This is a genomic window from Streptomyces sp. NPDC030838 (assembly GCF_055572035.1).
This window is the reverse complement of the sequence record NZ_JBVIED010000019.1, coordinates 159,986-179,517: the sequence shown is the minus strand read 5'-3', so window position 1 is coordinate 179,517 and position 19,532 is coordinate 159,986. Positions and strand designations below refer to the sequence as shown.

17 protein-coding genes are annotated in these 19,532 nt (G+C 72.5%); 5 read left to right on the top strand and 12 right to left on the bottom strand.

Features of this window, described 5'->3' with window-relative positions; translation table 11 throughout:
* Positions 1–308, bottom strand: a 308-nt coding sequence (locus ACZ42A_RS36195) for a hypothetical protein (protein ID WP_468531590.1), incomplete at its 3' end; no start/stop codon positions are given.
* A 340-nt stretch (positions 309–648) separates the two neighbouring features.
* Here ACZ42A_RS36195 and ACZ42A_RS36190 point away from each other — a divergent pair.
* Positions 649–1,095 (top strand): hypothetical protein, encoded by a 447-nt coding sequence (locus ACZ42A_RS36190; protein WP_468531589.1) that lies wholly within the window; start codon positions 649–651, stop codon positions 1,093–1,095.
* 72 nt (positions 1,096–1,167) lie between these two features.
* Positions 1,168–1,605 carry a hypothetical protein gene (locus ACZ42A_RS36185; RefSeq protein ID WP_468531588.1) on the top strand — a complete coding sequence of 146 codons (438 nt, stop codon included), beginning with the start codon at positions 1,168–1,170 and terminating at the stop codon, positions 1,603–1,605.
* A 61-nt stretch (positions 1,606–1,666) separates the two neighbouring features.
* Here ACZ42A_RS36185 and ACZ42A_RS36180 read toward each other — a convergent pair whose 3' ends face one another.
* Positions 1,667–3,193, bottom strand: a complete 1,527-nt coding sequence (locus tag ACZ42A_RS36180; RefSeq protein WP_468531587.1) for a ricin-type beta-trefoil lectin domain protein — start codon at positions 3,191–3,193, stop codon at positions 1,667–1,669.
* Between the two features lie 133 nt (positions 3,194–3,326).
* Between ACZ42A_RS36180 and ACZ42A_RS36175 the strand changes: the two genes are divergently transcribed.
* Together ACZ42A_RS36175 and ku are read left to right on the top strand one after the other, a co-directional pair.
* On the top strand, positions 3,327–4,691 hold the full coding sequence (locus tag ACZ42A_RS36175; RefSeq protein WP_468531586.1) for a cellulase family glycosylhydrolase: 1,365 nt from the start codon (positions 3,327–3,329) through the stop codon (positions 4,689–4,691).
* A gap of 156 nt (positions 4,692–4,847) precedes the next feature.
* Positions 4,848–5,921 (top strand): non-homologous end joining protein Ku, encoded by a 1,074-nt coding sequence (gene ku, locus ACZ42A_RS36170; protein ID WP_468531585.1) that lies wholly within the window; start codon positions 4,848–4,850, stop codon positions 5,919–5,921.
* A gap of 36 nt (positions 5,922–5,957) precedes the next feature.
* On the opposite strand, the gene ACZ42A_RS36165 is transcribed toward ku, so the two are convergent.
* From ACZ42A_RS36165 to ACZ42A_RS36150, 4 genes are all read right to left on the bottom strand, one after another.
* Entirely contained in the window at positions 5,958–7,079 is a 1,122-nt protein-coding gene (locus tag ACZ42A_RS36165; protein ID WP_468531584.1) for a lipid II:glycine glycyltransferase FemX, read from the bottom strand.
* A 125-nt stretch (positions 7,080–7,204) separates the two neighbouring features.
* Complete coding sequence (locus ACZ42A_RS36160) at positions 7,205–8,059, bottom strand: NAD(P)H-binding protein (protein ID WP_468531583.1); 855 nt, start codon at positions 8,057–8,059, stop codon at positions 7,205–7,207.
* A 64-nt stretch (positions 8,060–8,123) separates the two neighbouring features.
* A complete protein-coding gene (locus ACZ42A_RS36155) occupies positions 8,124–8,723 on the bottom strand; it encodes a Rho termination factor N-terminal domain-containing protein (RefSeq protein ID WP_468531582.1) in 600 nt (199 codons plus the stop codon).
* Between the two features lie 187 nt (positions 8,724–8,910).
* A complete protein-coding gene (locus ACZ42A_RS36150; protein WP_468531581.1) occupies positions 8,911–9,165 on the bottom strand; it encodes an EF-hand domain-containing protein in 255 nt (84 codons plus the stop codon).
* Positions 9,166–9,313: 148 nt separating this feature from the next.
* Between ACZ42A_RS36150 and ACZ42A_RS36145 the strand changes: the two genes are divergently transcribed.
* The gene (locus ACZ42A_RS36145; protein WP_468531580.1) at positions 9,314–9,799 is read left to right on the top strand and encodes a flavin reductase family protein; all 486 of its coding nucleotides are present in this window, start codon (positions 9,314–9,316) and stop codon (positions 9,797–9,799) included.
* A 21-nt stretch (positions 9,800–9,820) separates the two neighbouring features.
* Here the strand turns inward: ACZ42A_RS36145 and ACZ42A_RS36140 are convergent, their stop codons facing one another.
* From ACZ42A_RS36140 to ACZ42A_RS36115, 6 genes are all read right to left on the bottom strand, one after another.
* Complete coding sequence (locus ACZ42A_RS36140; protein ID WP_468531579.1) at positions 9,821–10,885, bottom strand: lipoate--protein ligase family protein; 1,065 nt, start codon at positions 10,883–10,885, stop codon at positions 9,821–9,823.
* Positions 10,886–10,933: 48 nt separating this feature from the next.
* Positions 10,934–11,905 carry an urea transporter gene (locus ACZ42A_RS36135; protein WP_468531578.1) on the bottom strand — a complete coding sequence of 324 codons (972 nt, stop codon included), beginning with the start codon at positions 11,903–11,905 and terminating at the stop codon, positions 10,934–10,936.
* A gap of 160 nt (positions 11,906–12,065) precedes the next feature.
* Positions 12,066–14,858, bottom strand: coding sequence for an alpha/beta hydrolase (locus ACZ42A_RS36130; protein ID WP_468531577.1), 2,793 nt, complete (start codon positions 14,856–14,858; stop codon positions 12,066–12,068).
* A gap of 127 nt (positions 14,859–14,985) precedes the next feature.
* The gene (locus ACZ42A_RS36125; protein ID WP_468531576.1) at positions 14,986–15,876 is read right to left on the bottom strand and encodes an SCO6745 family protein; all 891 of its coding nucleotides are present in this window, start codon (positions 15,874–15,876) and stop codon (positions 14,986–14,988) included.
* Between the two features lie 100 nt (positions 15,877–15,976).
* Positions 15,977–17,434, bottom strand: a complete 1,458-nt coding sequence (locus ACZ42A_RS36120; RefSeq protein ID WP_468531575.1) for a Gfo/Idh/MocA family protein — start codon at positions 17,432–17,434, stop codon at positions 15,977–15,979.
* Positions 17,435–17,574: 140 nt separating this feature from the next.
* A complete protein-coding gene (locus ACZ42A_RS36115; protein WP_468531574.1) occupies positions 17,575–19,236 on the bottom strand; it encodes a TlrC/CarA/OleB/SrmB family ABC-F type ribosomal protection protein in 1,662 nt (553 codons plus the stop codon).
* Between the last annotated feature and the right edge of the window lie 296 nt (positions 19,237–19,532).

The following is a 19,532-nucleotide window of genomic DNA, read 5'->3' as shown; positions in this document are numbered from 1 at the left end:
GCGGTCGGCACGGCCGACACCTCGGCCTGCACCCGCCCGTCCGACAACTGCCAGAACCGGGTGTTCGCCGTACGCCGGCCGGTCAGCTCCTTGACACGCTTCGCCTTCGGCGCCACCTTCCCCTTCGGCAGCTTCTGCCGATCGGCCACACCCGCCTCATCGTGCGAGACGGGCTTGTCCCTTTCCCCGCCGTCGTCATCGGAAAACCAGCCTTTGACCGTATCGACGACCCCTTTTTCGTCGCCGTCCGAAACCGGCGCCGCATAGGCGATCTGCGGCAGCGCGGTACTCGTGACCGTCGCCGCCACAAGGCAAGCTATTGTTCTCCCCAGTCTGGGTCTCACGCCAAACCTTTCACTTATCACTGGTCAGAGAGCGCCGCTTCCTCTTGCCTCCCGTCCGGTGAACCCACGTCATACGAAGCGGCGGCCTGAGGGTCTACTCATGCCGGTGATGTCTAGTCAAGCGAAAAGCCATTCAAGGCACTTGGGGCGAGACACATTGCAAACCGGGCATAGCGGAGACGGCCGTGGTCCGATATGTCCGCACGCTGGAAAACGCCCGACGGGGTGGTGTATAACCCCGCTCCATCGCAGGCCGAAAGCGCCGCGCGGAAAGGCATTTCATTTCTCAAGGGGGGAATTCATCATGCGCCTCGGTCGTCCGGACCGCGCGGGGGTGATCACGGCCGCCGTGGTGCTCGCCGCGTGCGGCGGACTCGTGCTGTACGGGGTGCTCTCCCCGGCCGGCGAGGAAAAGAAGAAGCGCGAGGTGCCCACCGCCATGGTCACCTACGAGGTGACCGGCAGCGGCACCGCCGACATCACCTACCAGGCGCGCAGCGAATCCGGAAAGGCCACCGTCGTCAAGGCGGCCGACCTGCCCTGGCGCAAGACCGTGCCCGTACCGCTCGGCCGCAGCCCCGTCGTCAGCATCGTGCTCGGCGAGCAGGGCGGCCAGGCCCGTTGTGCCGTCGCCGTCCAGGGCCGGCACATGCAGAGCGCCACCGCCAGCGGCGGCTTCGGGCGCGCCACCTGCACCGGCACCCTGCCCAGCCCGCCGGCCAGTCAGGATCCGGCCGACGCTGCCGGCTGACCCCCACGCGGCGCCGTTCGCCGCACATCCCGCAGTGCTCCTTCCGGCCACACCCCAGAGGGGACGTTCACCATGCAGCGATTCACCACCACGGTACGCGCGGTCGTCGCGGCCGCCGTCATGGCAGCCGCCCTGCTCGCCGCTCCCCAGGCCGCGACCGCCGCGTCGGCCGCGACCGTCTGCGGCACCGGCTACACACTGACCAAGGCCATACCCCTGCCCGTCGGAACCGACCCCGACCTGCGCAAGGCCACGCTCTTCGCCTACTCGAACAGCGGCAAGGGCTGCGTGATCCTGGACAACAACGTCGGTGCCTCGCGGTACATGTCCGTCCAGGTCTGCAAGTGGGACGGCACCGCGTGCGACACCGACGCGGGCTACTTCAGCCAGTACGCCGGCCCGGTCTACGTCTCCAGCTTCGCCTGCGCGCCGGTCACCGCCAAGATGGGCACGTCCTCCACCAGCCTCTACTTCACCTACCGGTCCAGCTATGTCTTCCCCTGCAACTGAGCGCGCACCGCGCTGACCCGGGGCACCGCGGGCCGGCTCGGCCCCGACCCGCGGCGTGACCCTACGCCGTGAAGCGCTGGCCGGCGGAGCCGTCGCAGGGCTGGAGTCGCAGCGGCTCCCGGGCAGTCGTCTGGGTCATGCAGAGGCCGGTCGCCGTGGCCGGGCGGATCGTGGCGCCGTCGCGGACGAACTTCTGGTTGGCCGCGCCCGAGCAGTTCCAGATGATCAGTGCGGTGCCCGCCTGGTACCGGGCGCCGGGGACGTCCAGACAGCGGTCCTGGGTGAGCTCCGTGTGGAAGGTCTGCCGGGCCGCGTCGTACCACCAGCGCTGGTTGCGGGTGTCGGCGCAGTCCCAGCCGAGGACGGCGGTGCCGTTGGCGCTCCGGGAGCCGCTGACGTCCATGCAGGTGCCGGTCGCCTGATTCCTCACCGGTGTGAAGACGTCGTCCCAGGCGTGCGGGAACAGGACCGGCCGCCCCGAGGAGTCGACGTCCGCGCACGAGGCCTCGCGCAGGTTCGCGGCGTGGAACCGGGTGAGGCAGGCGGCGAAGGCGGCGTGGCCGCGGGCGTTGGGGTGGAAGGACTGGCGGACGGAGTTCTCGTCCGGCATGCCGGGCTTTGACAGGTCGATGTACAGGCCGCGCGCCCAGGTGTCGTCCATGCACACCTCGTGGCCGTGGAACAGCCGCGAGTTGTCCAGGTAGTACGCGCCGGTGGCGGCCGCCGCCTCGCGGATCCCGCGTTCGAAGGCGGGCACGGCGGTGTTGCGGCCCCACACGGTGTCGGAGTCGTAGCCGAGGCCTCCGCAGGCGAGCTTGCCGCTGAAGTCGGGGTTGTCGCGGAAGTCGGGGCCGATGGGGCTCGGGTAGCTCATCACGACGAGCTTGTAGTCGCCGTCGGCGTAACCGGCGTCGCGCATCACGGACTTGAGGTCCCGGACGGTCTGCTCGACCTTGGGGACCAGGCCGTCGACGCGGGCCTGCCAGCCGGGGGCGTACTTCGGTTCGCAGGGCCCCTGGGAGAGCAGATAGCGCTGGACGCAGTCGGTCATGACGGGGCCGAACTGGAGGTCGTCGTTGGCTCCGGCCACGAGCAGCACCATCTTGATCCGGGTGTTGCGCGCCTTGACCGCCAGGCTGTCGCTCTGCACCAGCTCGTCGGCGTACTGCGGCGTACCGCCGATCCGGATGTTGCCGGTGGAGGCGCCGGAGCAGGACACGTTGAAGGTGAGGTCCGCGGTGATGCCGGTGCGGTGGACGGCGGCCTCGGGGGAGCGGTGGCACCAGTTCGTGGGGCCGTTGGTCGGTGGTTCGTACGTACCGACGCCCTCGCCGGAGATCTCGCTGTCGCCGAGCGAGATCAGCGCCGTTTTCCGCTCCGCGAGCGGGCGTTCGGCGGGGTCGCCGTAGAGCGCGGTGGCCTCCTTGGCCCTGATCGCCTCCAGTTCGGGCGGGAGGGGGGTGGAGGCCGCCGGCCGTGCGTCGCCGGCGGCGTCGGCCGCGGCGGCGGGTACGGCTGTCGCTGCCACGGCGAGCACGGCCGCGACGGCGGTGGTGATGCGCCGGAGTCGGTTCCCGGAGCGTCTCATGACACCTCCTGAACGTGGGGTTACCCACGGTATTTACGGGCCGGTAGCCGCTATGGGAATATCTCGGACGAGAAAAACTGAACAAACGTCAACTTCCGCTTCAGGTGCCGCCCGAGGTCCAGGAGGTCTGCCCGTGCTGCGAACGACCCTCACGGCGAGCGTGGTGATCGGCGTGCTGCTCGCACCCGCGACGGCCGCCCAGGCGCAGCGGAACGCGCCGGACGTACCCCGTCTCACCGACCGGCACGGGCGCGAGCTGACGCTGCGCGGCTGGAACGTCGAGGACAAGACGAACCGGGGCGACAAGGCCCTGTCGGCCATCACCGAGCGGCACTTCCGCGACCTGCGGGCGAACGGCTTCAACTTCGCCCGGCTGCTGGTCTTCTGGGACGACCTGGAACCCCGGCCGGGACAGTACAGCACCGGTTACCTGAGGAAGATCGACCGCGTCCTGGACTGGGCGGCACGCAACGAGATCAAGGTCCTGATCGACGCTCACCAGGACGTCTTCGGCCCGGCCTTCGGCCACCGCGGCGTGCCCGCGTGGGCGACCAGGACCGACGGACTGCCGTTCACCCCCCACCCGGACGACTGGTTCGCCGAGTACTTCGAACCCGCCGTCCAGCGGGCCTTCACCCACCTCTACGAGGACCCCGACCTGCGTCGCGCCCAGGCCGAGGCCTGGCGGGTGCTCGCCCGCCATGTCGCCCACCACCCCGCCGTCATCGGCTACGACCTGATGAACGAACCCATGGGCGAACTGCGCGCGGGCGAGGACCTGCCGACGGCCGCCCGCCGCATCGAGCGCGACCAGATCACGCCGATGTACAACCGCCTCGCCGACGCGGTCCGTTCGGTGGACCGGGACGCCTGGGTCTTCGTCGAACCCACGCCGATCGTGGGCGAGGGCGTGCCGACCGGCCTCGGGCGCGTCGACGACCCGAAGGTGGTGTACGCGCCGCACTTCTACAACACCGCGATGGAGGCCGGCGCCGACTACGACCCCGACGCCGGCTGGATCGAGGCGTACGAGCGGGCCGTCGTCGAGTATCCGAAGCGGTACAAGGTGCCGGTCGTGGTGGGCGAATGGGGTCCGCTCAACAACTCCCTGCCGAACATGGGCCGTTTCTACCGAGACGCCATGGCCTCCCTCGGCCGGTACACCTCCGGCTGGGCGGGCTATGTGTGGTGCTACGGCGGCGGCTACTGCGCGGTCGACGGCTCCGGTGCCTTCCGCACCCACAAGGAGCTGACCGCCGAGCCGTACGCGGCAAGCGTGGCGGGCACGGTCCGCTCCGCGTCGTACGACTCCTCGGACGGCGTGTACCGCTTGGCCTACCGGTCGGCACGGCACGGCTCGCGGCTGACCGAACTGTCCCTCCCGCCGGGCACCTGGCGCGTCACCGCCGACGCGACCGTGCTGCGCACGACGGCGGGCCGGGCCTGGATCCTGGCGGCGCCGGGCCAGGACGTGACAGTGGCCGTACGACGCGGCTGAACTCGTGCTCGGCCGGCCGTCCCGGAGCAGCCCGCACCGCGGGGCCGTGCTCCGTGTGGCCCGCCCGGCGCGCGCCGACGGCGCGCGGGTGCCAGCGTGGGATCAGGCAGGGAGCATCCATGCCGGGGTGCTCCGGGAACCGGAGGAGCGGGACGGATGGCCCGGGCGATCTGGACCGGCGTGATCACGTTCGGACTGGTCAGTGTGCCGGTCGGCCTGTACACCGCGACCGCGGACCACGCGGTCCACTTCCACCAGCTGCAGCGCGGCACCTCCGACCGTATCCGCAACCGCAGGGTCAACGAGCGCACCGGCAAGGAGGTCCCCGGCGACGACATCGTCAAGGGCTTCGAGATCGGGGAGGGCGAATACGTCGTCGTCGAGCCCGACGAACTGGACGAGATCGCGCCGGGCCGCTCCCGGACCATCGAGATCTCCGACTTCGTCGGCCTGGACGAGATCGCGCCGGTCTACTTCGACCGCACCTACTACGTCGCCCCGCGCGGCGAGGAGTACCAGAAGGTGTACGAGCTGCTGCGCGCGGCGCTGGCCGAGTCCGGCAGGGTCGGGATCGCCACCCTCGTGATGCGCGGCAGACAGTACCTGACCGCCCTGCGCGCCGAGGAGAACCTGCTCGTCCTCCAGACCCTGCACTGGGCCGACGAAGTCCGCGACCCGGGCAAGGAGCTGCCCGAGCTGCCGTCGGGGCGCGCCGGGCGGGGCAAGGAGCTGGACATGGCGCTGCAGCTCGTCGAGGCGCTCAGCGGGCCCTGGGAGCCGTCCCGCTATCGCGACACCTACCAGGAGAAAGTGCGGGAGCTGGTGCGGGCGAAGGCGGAGGGACAGGAGATCACTCCGGCGGAGGCGGCGCCCACGGCGACCAACGTCATCGACCTGATGGAAGTCCTCCAGGGCAGCATCGACCGCGCCCGCGGCGCCGGCGCCGGGCGGGAGCAGCGCGGCAAGTCCCGGGCCCCGGCCCGGAAGAAGACGGCGAAGCCCGCCACGACCGCGGCGAAGAAGAAGCAGTCCGGGGAGAAGGCCACCGCGGCCAGGACCGCGGCCAAGCCGTCCCGCCCCTCGAAGAGCGAGCTGCGGAAGCTGAGCAAGGCGGAGCTGTACCAGCGGGCGACCGACCAGGACATCGCCGGCCGGTCGAAGATGAGCCGGGAACAACTGATCGACGCCCTGGCCCGAGCCGGGCGCCCCGGAAGGAAGACCGCGGCCTGACGCCGCCGGTGGCATGCTGTGGCGCGCCGACCGGCCTCAGCGTCGCGCCATGTAGAGGTCGAATGCCTTGTGCAGAACCTTGTTGAGCGGGTAGTCCCACTCACCGAGGTATTCGACGGCCTCCCCGCCGGCGCCCGCCTTGAACCGGAGCAGGCCCAGCAGGTGGTTGCTCTCCTCCAAGGTGTCGGTGATGCCGCGGAAGTCGTACACGGCGGCTCCCGACTCGTGGGCGTCGCACATCATGCGCCACTGGAGGGCGTTGTTCGGCTGGACCTCGCGCTTGCGGCTCGTGGAGGCGCCGTAGGAGTACCAGACGTGCTCGCCGACGGTCAGCATCGTGGCGGCCGCGAGCGCCTCGCCGTCGTGGAAGGCGAGGTAGAGGCGCATACGGTCCGGGTGCTCGGCCGTCAGGGCCGTCCACATCCGCTGGAAATAGGGCAGCGGTCGGGGGATGAACCGGTCGCGTTCGGCGGTCTCCTGGTAGAGGTCGTAGAAGACGGGCAGATCCTCGTAGCCACCCTGCACCACCTTGACGCCGGCCTTCTCCGCCTTCTTGATGTTGCGGCGCCACTGCTGGTTCAGGCCCTGCTGGATGTCCTCCAGCGATCGCCCGGCGAACGGCACCTGGAACACGTAGCGCGGCTGGCCGGCGGCGAAGCCGTCCTCGCCGCCCGGCTCGGTCCGCCGCCAGCCCATGCGGCGCAGCCGGTCGGCGATCTCGCCGGCCCGCGGATCCCGGGCGGTGGGCTCGACGTCCTGGAACCGCTCGACCCGCGGGTCGGCGATCGCTTCCTTGACCGCGTCGGCGCTCCAGCGGTGGGCGACGACGGGCGGCCCCATCTTCACCGAGAAGGCGCCCCGCTGCTTGAGATGGGCGAGCATCGGCTCCAGCCACTGCTCCAGATCCGCCGCCGTCCAGTCGATGACCGGCCCCTCGGGCACATAGGCGAGATACCGCTTCAGCTTCGGCAGCGGCCGCAGCAGCACCAGCCCGGTCCCGACGAGGCGGCCCTCCTCGTCGAACCAGCCGAGGCTCTCCGCCCGCCAGTCCGGCTTCACATCGCCCCATGCCGGAACCTGCGTGTGACTTACCGAGGAACGGGCCGTGACGAAGGCCAGATGCTCCTCGCGGGTGATCGCCTCCAGGCGGTATCTCATGCGCAGCGCTCCCTTGTTCGACGCACCAGCCTAGAAAGAGGTACGCCGCTCCGCCGCGCGCCACACGCCCGCGACGGGCAACTGGAGTAACGCTCCGCGGCTCGCCTGTCCGAGTCCTACCGGCGCTACGACGCCACCGGAGCCTGTGCCGTGAAGGCGTCCGCGTGCTGCGCGGCCCATTCCGCGAAGGTGCGGGCCGGGCGGCCGGTGACCTTCTCGACCGTGTCGACGACCGTACGGCCCACCTCCGGGGTGTTGCCGTACGCCTCCAGCAGGAAGCCGATCACATCCTCCGGGTGGCCTGCCGCCCGCCACTGCGCGACGGCCTGCTCCTCGGTCAGCTCGACCAGGGAGATGTCCTGCCCGCGCGCGGCGGCGATGGCCGCCACCTTGTCGCCGACGGTCAGCAGTTCCGGGCCGGTGATCACGTACTCCCGGCCGCCGTGGCCCTCCTCGGTGAGCGCGACCGCCGCGACGGCGCCGATGTCGCCTTCGTGGACCATGGCACTGAGCCGGGACACGAACGGCTCGTGGACCTCACCCTTGGCCACGATCCGGTCCGCCCACTCCAGGGCGTTGGACATGAACTCGACCGGCATGAGCACGGTCCAGTCGACCCCGTCGTCGGCGCGCACCGCGTCCTCCAGCAGGGACGGCCCGCCGCCGTGCAGCACCGTGACCCGGCGTACGCCGGCCGCGCGGGCCAGCTCCAGGATGCGGGGGCCGGTCTCCAGCGGGGCGAAGTAGGCACCGCCGAAGGTGATCAGGTGGAGGCCGGTGACGCCCTCCAGGGCCGGGATCAGGGTGTCGGGGTCGGTCAGGTCGCCCTGCACGACCTCGACGTCGGCCGGGAGCGCGGCCCTGGCGGCGTCCCGGGTGAGCGCGCGGACCCCGTGCCCGCGGGCGAGCAGCTCGGCGACGACCTGACGGCCGACGGTTCCGGTGGCGCCGGTGACAAGAATCTTCTGCGTCTGAGTCATGGCACGACCGTAGGGGGACTTGCGGTCAGCTTCTGTCCGCAAGTCCCGGGCGGCGCGGCGGGGCTCAGCTCTTCCGCTTGCCCTCGGCCTTGCTCACCTGCTCGGCCAGTTGCTCCTTGGTCATCGAGGAACGGCCCGAGATGCCGAGTTCCCGCGCCTTCTCGTACAGCTCTTCCCGCGTCTCACCGTGTGCGCCGCCGCCACCGGTGCCGGCGGCCGCCAGCGGCTGTCCCGTCAGTTTCCGGGACCGCCGGGTGGCGAACTGCAAGCCCAGCTCCCGCAGCCGGTCGGAGTCGACGGCTTCGACCAGCGCGGGCAGGATCTCCGTCTCCTCCTCCTCGATGTGGTGCGTCACGGCACCGATCCACTCCTGCAGGGCCTGGTCGAATTCCTTGCTCTCCCAGTCCATCTCCAGCAGATGCTTGCCGAGACTCTCGGCCTCGTGGTGCTCCTCGGCGGCGTGCTCGGCCTCCTCCGACTCGCCGGCCTCGCGGGCCACGGCCGGGTAGACCCGGTCCTCCTCGGCCTCGCTGTGCGCCTCCAGCATGGCCACGGCCAGCGGAAGCGCCAGCGGCCGGGAGCTCCTGTCCTTCGTCATCATGTCGAACAGGCGCTGCAGCTCGCGGTGGTCAGTGGTGACCATGGTGATGAGGTCGTCGGCCATGGCAGGTTCCCTCGTGCTCGTCGAATACCGTCATCCACCGTGTTTCCGCGGCGGCCGGGCTGATGCATGGACGACCGCGGAAGACGGGCGAGCGGGGCACGGCCGTGCCGAGCTGCAGTGCTACCGCCGGGGCTCAGCGCGCGGCGTGGTTCGCGCCGGGCGTACGCCCCTCCCGACGTGCGCGACGTCAGCTCCAGCCGAACCGGCGGTCCACCACCGCGGCGAACTCCTCCAGGGTCAGCACGGCGTCCCCGTTCTGGTCGGCCGCGTCGAAGAGCGCGGAGGAGGCGTCGGCGTCCTGCACACCCCAGGACGGCAGAATGCCCGAGGCGACCAGGGAGGGCCCCTTCGTCCGCAGGGCGACGATCACCTCTTCGCGGGTCAGAGTCCCGTTCCGGTCGAGGTCGAGGGCCTCGAACAGCCTCCGGGCCTTGTCACTCATACGTCGTCCTCGTCTCGTCGTCGGGAGGCCGACGGGCCGCCCCGGTCACCAGAGATGACGTCTTCCGCGCCGCCCGGGTTCCCCGCCGCCCGCCTTCCTGACAGGAGACATGCGGGACGGATCCCGGCCCGGTGGGCACTCATAGGGCGTGGCGGACATCGATGCCTTCTTCGAACGGCTCAATCCCGAGATGTGCGTGGTCACGGCCGCGGTGGGGGAGGAGCGGGCGGGCTGCCTGGTCGGCTTCTGCGGGCAGTGCTCCATGCGGCCGATGCGGTACGTGGTGTGGCTGTCCAAGGTCAACCACACCTACCGGGTGGCCCGCGCCGCGGACTGTCTGGCCGTCCATCTGCTGACCCGCGACCAGCACGAGCTGGCCGAGCTGTTCGGCGGGGAGACGGGCGACGAGGTCGACAAGTTCACGCGGGCGGGCTGGCGGCCGGGACCAGGCGGCGCGGTCGTCCTGGACGACGCGGCCGCCTGGTTCGTCGGTACCGTGCAGACCCGCGTCGACGGCGGCGATCACGTCGGTTTCGTGCTGGAGCCCGTGCGGAGCGGGGAGCGCGGCGACGGGCGCCCGCTGCTGCGCCTCCAGGACGCCCTCGACATCAGCCCCGGTCATCCGGTGGACTGACCGGCGGGCGGCGGGCCGTGGTCACGGCACCCGGGCCGTCCACTCGGGGGAGGCGAACTTGGTGCGCGCCAGCTCCTCCGCGCGGGCCAGTTCCTCGTCGGTCACCTTGCCCTGCGACAGCCCGTACCGGCCGCGGAACGACTCGATCATCCGCTCGATGACGGCTTCGCGTGGCAGACCGGTCTGCCGGCGCAGCGGGTCCACCCGCTTCTTCGCGCTCTTGATGCCCTTGTCGGACAGCTTCTCCCGGCCGATGCGCAGCACCTCGAGCATCTTGTCGGCGTCGATGTCGTACGCCATGGTCACGTGGTGCAGCACGGCCCCGGGGTGTCCCCCGGGCCCCACGATCCGCTTCTGGGCGGCGCCCGCGATCTTGCCCTGGTCCGTGGCGATGTCGTTCAGCGGCTGGTACCAGGCCCTGATCCCCATGTCGCCGAGCGCGCCGAGCACCCAGTCGTCGAGATAGGCGTAGCTGTCCTGGAAGGACAGGCCCTGGACGAGAGCCTCGGGGACGGACAGCGAGTAGGTGATCGTGTTGCCCGGCTCCACGAACATCGCGCCGCCGCCGGAGATCCGCCGGACGACCTCGATGCCGTGCCGGGCGGCACCGTCCGGGTCGACCTCGTTGCGCAGGGACTGGAAGCTGCCGATGATCACCGCCGGCGCGCCCCACTCCCACACCCGCAGCGTCGGCGCGCGCCGGCCCGCGGCCACCTCGGCCGTCAGTACCTCGTCGAGCGCCATGTGCAGGGCCGGGGGCTGCGGGCCCTCGTGGATGAGCTGCCAGTCGTAGTCGGTCCAGTCGGTGGCGTGCGCCAGGGCGCGGCGCACGGCGATGGCGATGCCCTCCGAGGTCAGGCCGTACATCACGGTCCCCTCGGGGAGCGCCGCGTCGATGCGGGCGGCCAGGCCGGCCGCGTCCGTGTCCACCGGAGCCCCGTTCAGCGCGTGGTTCACGGCGTCGAGTGCCTCGTCCGGTTCCAGGAAGAAGTCGCCCGCGACGCGCGCCCGGCACAGCACGCCGTCCTCGGCGTCCACGTCGACCACGACCAGCTTGCCGCCGGGGATCTTGTACTCACCGTGCACTCGACCGACTCCGTTCCCGCTGCTGACCCGTTCCCGATGTCCGATCGATCAACGTCCGACCGGGACGGTTGATTCCCGACATGTGCGACGGCGGCCGCGCGCGGCCGGGTCCGGGGCGCGGCCCGGGCCGGTCAGCCGCGGGAAGGAGCGGGCGGCGGCCAGGAAGCCGAGTGTCGTCAGCACGAACGGCCAGGTGAAGGTGTGGCCGCCGGACGGGGCGAGCAGCGCGGCGACGGCCGGGGTCAGGGCGGTCGCGGTCGCCGCGCCGAGCACCGCGTACAGCAGCGTGGCGGGTGCCGCCGGCAGGAACACCCCGCACAGCGCGAGCGCGACCAGCACCGCGTTGCAGCCCAGGGTGCCGTCGGCGATCCGCTCGGGCGGCGCCCCGAGCGCCCAGGCGGTCAGGATGCCCGTCGCGCTGCCGGCACAGGCCATGAGCCCGGCCGTCCGGCTGGTCAGGAAGACCGCCGCGAGCAGCAGCGCGCCCACGTGCCACCGCTCCAGGAAGAAGAGCTGGGACACGTTGTGGAAGAAAGCCCGCCCCACCTCGCCCCAGTGGAGGGCGGTCGGCCCGGAGGCGGCGCCGGGCAGCGCGGCGAGACTGCCGTCGTACGGCCAGACCCGCTGGAACGCGGGCGCGGCGACGGCGACCGCGACCGCCAGCAGGCAGTACGGCATGGTCAGCGGCGGCAGGCTCCACACGCGCAGCACGCGGACGACCGCCGCCGTGAGGACCGTGACCACGGTGCAGCCCGCGGCGGCGAGCAGCGCCGTGGACGGCCTGTCCGGGCCGAGGAGCACCGCGAGGCACAGAGCGAGGAGGGCGGAGTTGAAGCCCTCCAGCCCCGGATCCAGCCGGTCGCGGGACACCCCGAGCGCGTGTGCGGTGCCGGTGCCCAGCGCCGCGCCTCCCAGCGCGTACGCCGCGTACCGCCAGTCCGCCGTCAGCAGAGCCAGACAGAAGACGGCGCCCGTCCACGGGCCGGACAGCAACATCACCTGGGCCAGCCCGCGCAGCACCTGCGCACAGAAGCTCGAAGCGGCGCGTCCCCGACACCATCGTCGGGTCCCCTCCGACCGTCCCACGTCCCGCCCCCCTCAGACGAGCCTTTCCGCAATGCGGCATCAGTCTTCCGTCATACGGTACCGGCTCGCGAGAGGGGCGGGGCAGGGGCCATGGCTACGACGCGTCGCGGACCGCGCCGGTCACCGCCGGGCCGTCGGGTTCGCCCTCCATGTCCGTGGGCTGGAAGACCACGTACTCCGTGGGCTCGGCGAGCCGGTCGCCGACCGTGGGCACGGCCACCTCTCCGCTCAGCTCACCGGCCTGGACCGGGGCCCACAGGGAGAAGTACTCCAGCCGGGAGAGCGGCACCTCCTCGTCGGGGACCTCCCCGTAGATCTCCCGCAGCCACTCCGGGTCGACGTCCTTGGTGGACAGCTCGGGGCGGCCGTCGGCCGGCCTCACCATCAGCTGCGCCCCCAGCGGCACGTCGGCCGGCTCGGACAGCGAGACCCGCCAGCGCAGCGGCTGCCCCTCGGTGACGTCGTCCGCGACCGGCGTCACGCCGATCTCCGGCATCGGGTCGTCGTTCTGGACGGTGACGCCCCCGGCGTACGAACCGACGACCGCGCCGCGCACCGCCTTCACGAGAACGGTGTTGGAGACGTCCCAGGCGTACCGCTCGTTGCCCTCCACCTTCATCGTCACCGTCGTGCCGGGGTCGCCCGGGCGCATGGTGACGAGGCGGTGCGTGGCCGCCCCGCTGTCCGGGTCCATGACGTACATCCGCACCGTGCCGCTTCCGCCGCCCTGGCCGGAGACGCGCACGGGCACCTCGAAGGTGCGCGTGCCCGAGTCACCCTCCTTGACCGTCAGCCGGCCGATGTCGACCCGGGGCAGGGCCGCCGCCCGCACCGCGGGAGTGCCCGGGCGCCAGGCGTGGGCGTCCATGAGCCAGGCCTGGCCCGCGCGCGAACGCGGCGTCAGGTCCAGCGCGGCGACCCGGCTCAGGTCGACCCCGGCGCGGCCGGCCGCGGTGAGCGGTACGCGCAGTTCCCGCGCCCAGTAGGAGGCGGTGCGGTCGCTGCCGGGCAGGCCGTCCGCCCGGACCGTGCCGAGGGTGACGCGCTTGCCGGACGCGTCGGTGACGGCGACGTCGAGGCGGGTGCCGCTGCTGTTGGGCGGCACGATGACGCGCAGCGCCAGGCTCTTCGCGCCCTTGAGGGAGACGGGCTTGCCGGGACGGATCCGCGTCGGCGTACCCGCCTCGGACCACTTCAGCGCGACGGCGCGGCGCCCCTCCTCGCGCTCCGGCCACCAGCGCGCGAAGTGCGGCGACGAGCCGGCCGCGGTCTCGCTCAGGCAGGCCTTGCGCGGATCCGGGTCGACCGCGGAGCACAGCCGTCCGCCGGTCACCTTCACCGCGCCGTCGGGCAGGAACCCGGCGCCACGTCCCGCGCCCACCGCGTGCGTGAGGACCCGGGCGGGATCAGCCGAGGGGGCCCGGCGGCCGGTGCCGTCGATCAGCTCGCGCACCCGGTCGTCACCGGCGACGAACAGCCGCGCGGCGGCGGCGATGTAGGTGGCGCCGGCACGGTGCTGCTGGTCCGCGGTGAGGCGGGTGGGGCTGCCCGGCGAACAGACCGGGTCGCGGGCCTCGGGGTCGTCCCAGAAGTCGTCGCTCGCGGGTGCCTTGGCCTGTCCCGGTGTCCACTCGCTGTTGAAGAAGTTGTGGTTGGCGCCGGTGATGTGGACCGCGCTGTGCAGGGCCTTGCCGCGGCTCACGCCCCGGGTGCCGTCGACGTACACCTGGCCCTGGAGGTCCGAGACGTCTCCGTCGCATCCCGGCAGGATCGTCAGCGAGGGCACGTCGGGCACCGGGTTCTGGCCGAAGATGGTGGGGCCGATGAGCACGGTGCCGCGGATGGTCCAGCGGGCCCGCCCGGGAGCGCCGTCCTGGGCCGGCGGAGGCGGGTAGAGGCTGTCCAGCGCGGCCCGGTCGACGCCCTCGCCGCCGCGCGAGTGGCCGACCAGCAGGACGCGGGACAGATCGGCCCGGGGCGCCTTGCGTACGGCCGCGGGGGCGGTGGACGGCTGGGCGGACCAGTCCGCCCAGCGGGCCAGATGCGAGCGCACCAGCGACGAGCGGGCCTGCGCGCCCGCGTCCTCGGCCTCGGCGTCCTGGCCGTTGATGCCGTTGGCGGAGATCGAGACCGTCACATAGCCCTGCGAGGCCAGCAGCTTCTGGTCCCGCAGATAGCCGCGGTGACTGGGGATCGGCTGGGCGCCGGCGGCGCACGGCCAGTCGATCGTCACGTTCTCCTCGCTGCCGCCGGGGACGTAGCAGGTGGCGTGCCGGCCGTGCAGGAAGAGGGCGAGGGGACGCTTGCCGGTGGCGTTCTTGGGGGCGACGACCACACCGCGCATCTCGACCGGCGCCCGGAAACCGGGCAGCCGGACGGAGTCGAGGGCGTACTCGCCGCTGACCGTGGCGAACGGCCCCGGCTTGCCCGGGTCGACGGCGCCCGCGGGCAGCTTGGGCGGCAGCTTCGGGGCACGCGGTGCGGCGGCGTCCGGCCCGTTCGCGGCACCGGGCTTCCGGTCCAGCCGCCGCCCGCCGGCCAGCACCTGAAGGTCCGTCAACTCGCCTGACCGGGCGTCCTTCAGGGGCAGCCGGAAGGTACGGCCGTCCTCGTCCGCCTCCGGTACGCCCACCAGCCCGCCGTCGGTGTGGAACTCCACGCGTGCGTCACCCGGCGGGATCCGCCGCGGCGCGCGCCACTCCAGGGCGTCGCCCTCGTCCGTGGCGGCGATCCGCCAGCCGGGCGGCAGTTCACCGGTGCCGTGGCCCGACGCCGTGACGGAAGCGGCACCGGGTGGCTGGGGACGAGCCTGGGCCACGGCGGGTGACACGCCCATCAGCGTCACCGCCGCGAGCGCGGTCGCCCACGTTATTCGGGCACGTTTCAACTGATCTTCTCCTCGAATCCCGGGTCGGGGGACGCCGTTGACGCGGGCGCCCCTCGTGCAGGGAGAGGCTGAGGAGATCGTGCGGGTTGCCTGTGTGCCGGGAGACGGCCGGAAACAGGCGGGCCGGTCAGTCGCCGGTGGGCCGGGACGACTCCCACAGGCTGCCCGTGAGCCCCACCGGATTGCCCGACGGGACCAGTCCCGCGGCCAGTACGGTCCTGGCCAGGGGTTCGAGCAGGTCGGCGAGGCGTGCCGTGGCGGCCTCGCCGAGGGCCCTCCAGGGGCGTGCGGCTGCGGCGTCGGTCCGCGCTTCGACATCCGCGCGCACGGCCGCTCCCGCGCCGGTCAACGATCCGTCCCCGGCGAGCAGCCCGCGCTCGCGCAGCCCGGCCTCGGCCGCCTGCCACGCCGTCAGGTCCCACTTCCGGCTCTCGCGCAGCAGCGTCGCGTCCGACTCGTCGGCGGCGGCCTTCAGCACCATCGCGTCGACCGGCCCGAGGCCATGGGCGACGAGGACGGCGACATGCCCGTCCCCGCGGTGCTCGCGCAGGGTCGTCAGCGCCTGCCAGAGCCTGAGATGGGGCTGTTCCGGGCGGTCGAGGGCCTGGTTGGTGGCGCCGAGCACCCGGCCCGCCGTGTCCGCGGCCAGGGCCGCCTCCCAGGCCAGGTCCGCCGCCTCGGCCATCGCGGCGGAGCCGACGCCGTCCCGGCCGTACAGACGCGTCATGGTGGCGTCGATCGCCCGCTGCCGGGCCGCGAGCGCGTCGGACGGGGTCGTGTACCGCCACGCGTCCGGCAGCGCTCGCGCCACGCGGTCGGGGTGGAAGACGTGGAAGCACGCGGTGACGGCGGGCGCGGACGCGGGGCCCAGCGGGGCGGCGCGCAGCGCGAAGTAGCCCATCCAGAAGCCCCGCAGGCCGAGTTCGTCCGCTGCCCGGCGGGCCTCCGGGGCGAAGTAGACGATGCTGTGAACGGGTTCGTACCGCTCCCACATGGCCCGTGCCAGTACGTCGCCCACGACCGCGTCCTCCCTGTTCCTGGTCTGTCCCGGCGGTCACCGTGCCCCACGGTGACCGCCGAGCAGCTTGCGTCACGGCGGCGGCCCGGGCAAGGGGCCCTCAGACGACCGGGGGCATCTCACCGGGCCGTGAGTCGAGGCCCGTGCGGTGGTTGACCCACGAGCCGCGGGTGAAGTCCGGCACCGCGACCGGACGGCCGCCCGCCGCGAGGGACTTGACGCTCAGGGGGATCGGGGAGCACCAGACGGCGGCGTCGTAGACGTCCATGTCGGGGACGAGCCCGGCGCGCATCTGCTGGACGGTGCGCCACTGCAGGACGTAGTCCATCCCGCCGTGCCCGCCGTTGTTGGCGGCGTCGTCGCCGATCTTCAGCCACAGCCAGTGGTCGAATTCCTTGCGGTAGGCGTCGAACGCCCGCCAGGTGTGACCGCTGTGGTCGGGCTCGATGTAGACGCGGCCGCCGCTCGCGGACGTCACCCCCGCGTAGTCCTCGAAGATGCCGCGGCTGCCGGCGAGGGAGTTGATACGGCTGTACGGGCGGGGCGAGCTGACGTCGTGCTCGGCGCGGATCACCCGGCCCTGCGCGGTGTCGATCAGGCAGGTGACGAGGTCGCCGTTGATGTAGGTCTCCCGCCAGCTCGGGTGGGACTTCGGCACGAACCGCTCGCGGTAGTCGGCGAGGCCCTTCGGCTCGGTGGAGGTGGCCCGCAGGGTGGTCAGCCGGTCGCCGCGGTTGATGTCCATGGCCGCGGCGATCGGGCCGAGGCCGTGCATGGCGTAGAAGGAGGCGGTGCTGCGGGTGTGCCACAACCGCCGCCAGGAGTCGGTGTAGTACGTGTCCGAGAACAGCAGGGCGCGCAGATCGTGCAGGTATCCGCCGTGGCCGTTGGTGATCTCGCCGAACAGGCCGTCGTGGGCCATCTTCAGCATCGCCAGCTCGTTGCGGCCGTAGTTGCAGTTCTCGGACAGGATCAGGTGCCGGCGGGTGCGCTCGCTGGTGTCGACCAGGTCCCACAGCTCGTCCAGCTCGGTGGCGACGGGCAGTTCGACCAGAGCGTGCTTGCCTGCCAGCAGCGCCGCGCGGCCCTGCTCGTAGTGGAACTCCCAGGGCGTCGCGATGTAGACGAGATCGATGTCGTCGCGGCGCAGCATGCGCTGGTAAGCGTCGGCCGAGCCGCCGTACTCGGCCGGCCGGGGCCGGCCCTCGGCGACCAGCCGGTCGGCGGTCCGTCTGGCACGTTCGGGACGTATGTCGCACACGGCCGTGACGGTGCAGCCCGGGACGGCGGCCCATCCCGAGGACATGCCATGGCCTCGGTTGCCGAGACCGATCAGGCCGACGCGGACCGTCCGGTGCTCCTCGAACGGGACGTTGACCATGGATTTCTGACCCCGGCTCCGGGACGGCGTGCCGTCGGCGTCCGGTGCCGCGGGGGCGGCGGCGGGGGTGGCGGCTGGTGTGGCGGAGGCCCCGGTGCCGAGTCCGGCGACGACGGCACCGGAGGCCAGGGCCCCGCCCATGAGGGTACGGCGTGAGACAGCAGGGATTTCATGCATGGCGCGGATCGCTCCCTTATGCGTGGCCGGCTGCTCTTGCTGCCGCATGACTCTGTCCACGCCGCCCCCGTGTGTCAATAGGTGCTCGAAGAGAAGCTGTTGCGAGCAGAAATGAGCACGCGGCGATGGCTGGATTTCGCCTACGCCACCTGGCGGCCGTCCCGCATCCGCACCCGGCGGCCGGTGAACCGCCCGGCGACCATGCGGCCGTGAGAGACCATCACCAGCGCACCCCGGTAGCCGTGCAGCGCCGCCTCGACCTCCTCCACGAGCGCGGGGGAGAAGTGATTCGTGGGCTCGTCGAGCAGGAGCAGGTCCACGGGCGTGCGCAGCAGCCGGGCCAGCGCGAGCCGGCGCAGCTGACCCGTCGACAGGGCACCGATGCGGACCGGCAGATCAGCCGGGCGGAAGAGCCCGAGGCCGAGGAGAGCCGCGCGGTGCTCCTCCGGGTCGCCGGGCTGCCCGGCGGCGAAGGCGTCCAGCAGCGTGCGCCCCGGATCGGTGATCCTCGACTCCTGCGGCAGCCAGCCGATCCGCGCCGGCCGCCGGCACCGGCCGCGATCCGGGCGCAGGTCACCGGCGAGCACCCGCAGCAGCGTGCTCTTGCCCGCGCCGTTGGGCCCGGTGACCAGGATCCGCTCGCCCGGTGCGACCGTGAAGGCGGGCACGTCCAGGCGTGACCCGACCACGACCTCGTCGAGCGCCGCGAGCGGCCCGTCGTGGTCGTCGGCGCCGCCCCCGGCGACCCGGGCGGTGAACCGCAGCGGCTCCGGCGGCCGGGGCACCGGCGCCTCCTCCAGCCGCCGTACGCGCTCCTTGGCCTGCCGGACCCGAGAGGAGAGCTGCTTCTCCACGGCGCGCTGGTGGCGGCCGCCCACGCGGTCGGCGTTCGCCATCCGCCGGGCCCCCGCCGCCATGCCCTCCGCGGCGCGCCGCACCAGCTCGCGCTGCTCGGCCAGCTCCCGCTCCCAGTCGGCGTACTCCTGATCCCAGCGGCGCCGGGCCGCGGCCTTGGCCCGCAGGTAGCCCGGATAGCCGCCGCCGTGCCGGTGGACGGTACGGCGCTCGGGGTCCACCTCCCACAGGGCGGTGGCGACCCGTTCGAGGAAGACCCGGTCGTGCGAGACCACGAGCACACTTCCGCGGTAGGAGCACAGATGGTTTTCCAGCCACTCCAGAGCGCCGGTGTCCAGATGGTTGGTCGGCTCGTCCAGGAGCAGCAACTGCGGGGAGGCGGCCAGGACGCAGGCCAGGTTGAGGCGGGCCTGTTCGCCGCCGGAGAGAGTGCCGAGCAGCCGGTCGGGCGCGAGGTGGGCGATGTCCAGACCGTGCAGGGCGGCCTGGACGCGGGCGTCGGCCGCGTAGCCGTCGCGGGCCTCGAACGCCGCCAGCAGCTCGCTGTACGAGGTGAGGAGCCCGTCCAGTTCGCCGGGGGCGGCTTCGGCGAGCGCCCCTTCGGTGCTCCGCAGCGCCTGCTCCAGCGCGCGGAGGTCGGCGAGGGCGTGGTCGACGGCCCCCTGGACGGTGTCGTCCGGGGGCAGGTCGGGCGTCTGCGGGAGGTATCCGGTGCCGCCCGGGGCGTGGACGCGCAGCTCTCCGGCGTCGGGCCGGTCGAGACCGGCGACCAGGCGGAGCAGGGTCGACTTGCCGCCGCCGTTCTCGCCGACGACGCCGACGCGTTCGCCGAGCGCGACCGACAGGCGTACGCCGTCCAGCAGCGGGCGGCCTCCGGGTGCGCGGACGACGTCGTCCAGGACGACCTGGAAGGCGCCGGAGGAGGTGGGGACAGTGGGGGTGTGCATGGGTGAACCGCCGTATCGGTAGTCGTGATCTGTGGCCGGTACGGAAGGGAGGGGTCACCGGGGGCACGGCAGCGGGAATCGGCGTGCGAGGTCGGCGTGCGATCGGGGGCCGCGGCCGGGGACCCTGACGAGCGCCGGAATCACCTCGCGCGGCGTGCGCGACGGCGTCGGCGCCCGGTCTCCCGGGGCGGTATCAGATGAAGTAGAAGGCCCTGATCACCTGATCAGGGTAACAAGGCGGCCCTGCCCGCCGTCGAGCGAATTACGGCGGGCAGGGCCTGTGGTGAGTTTCGGCG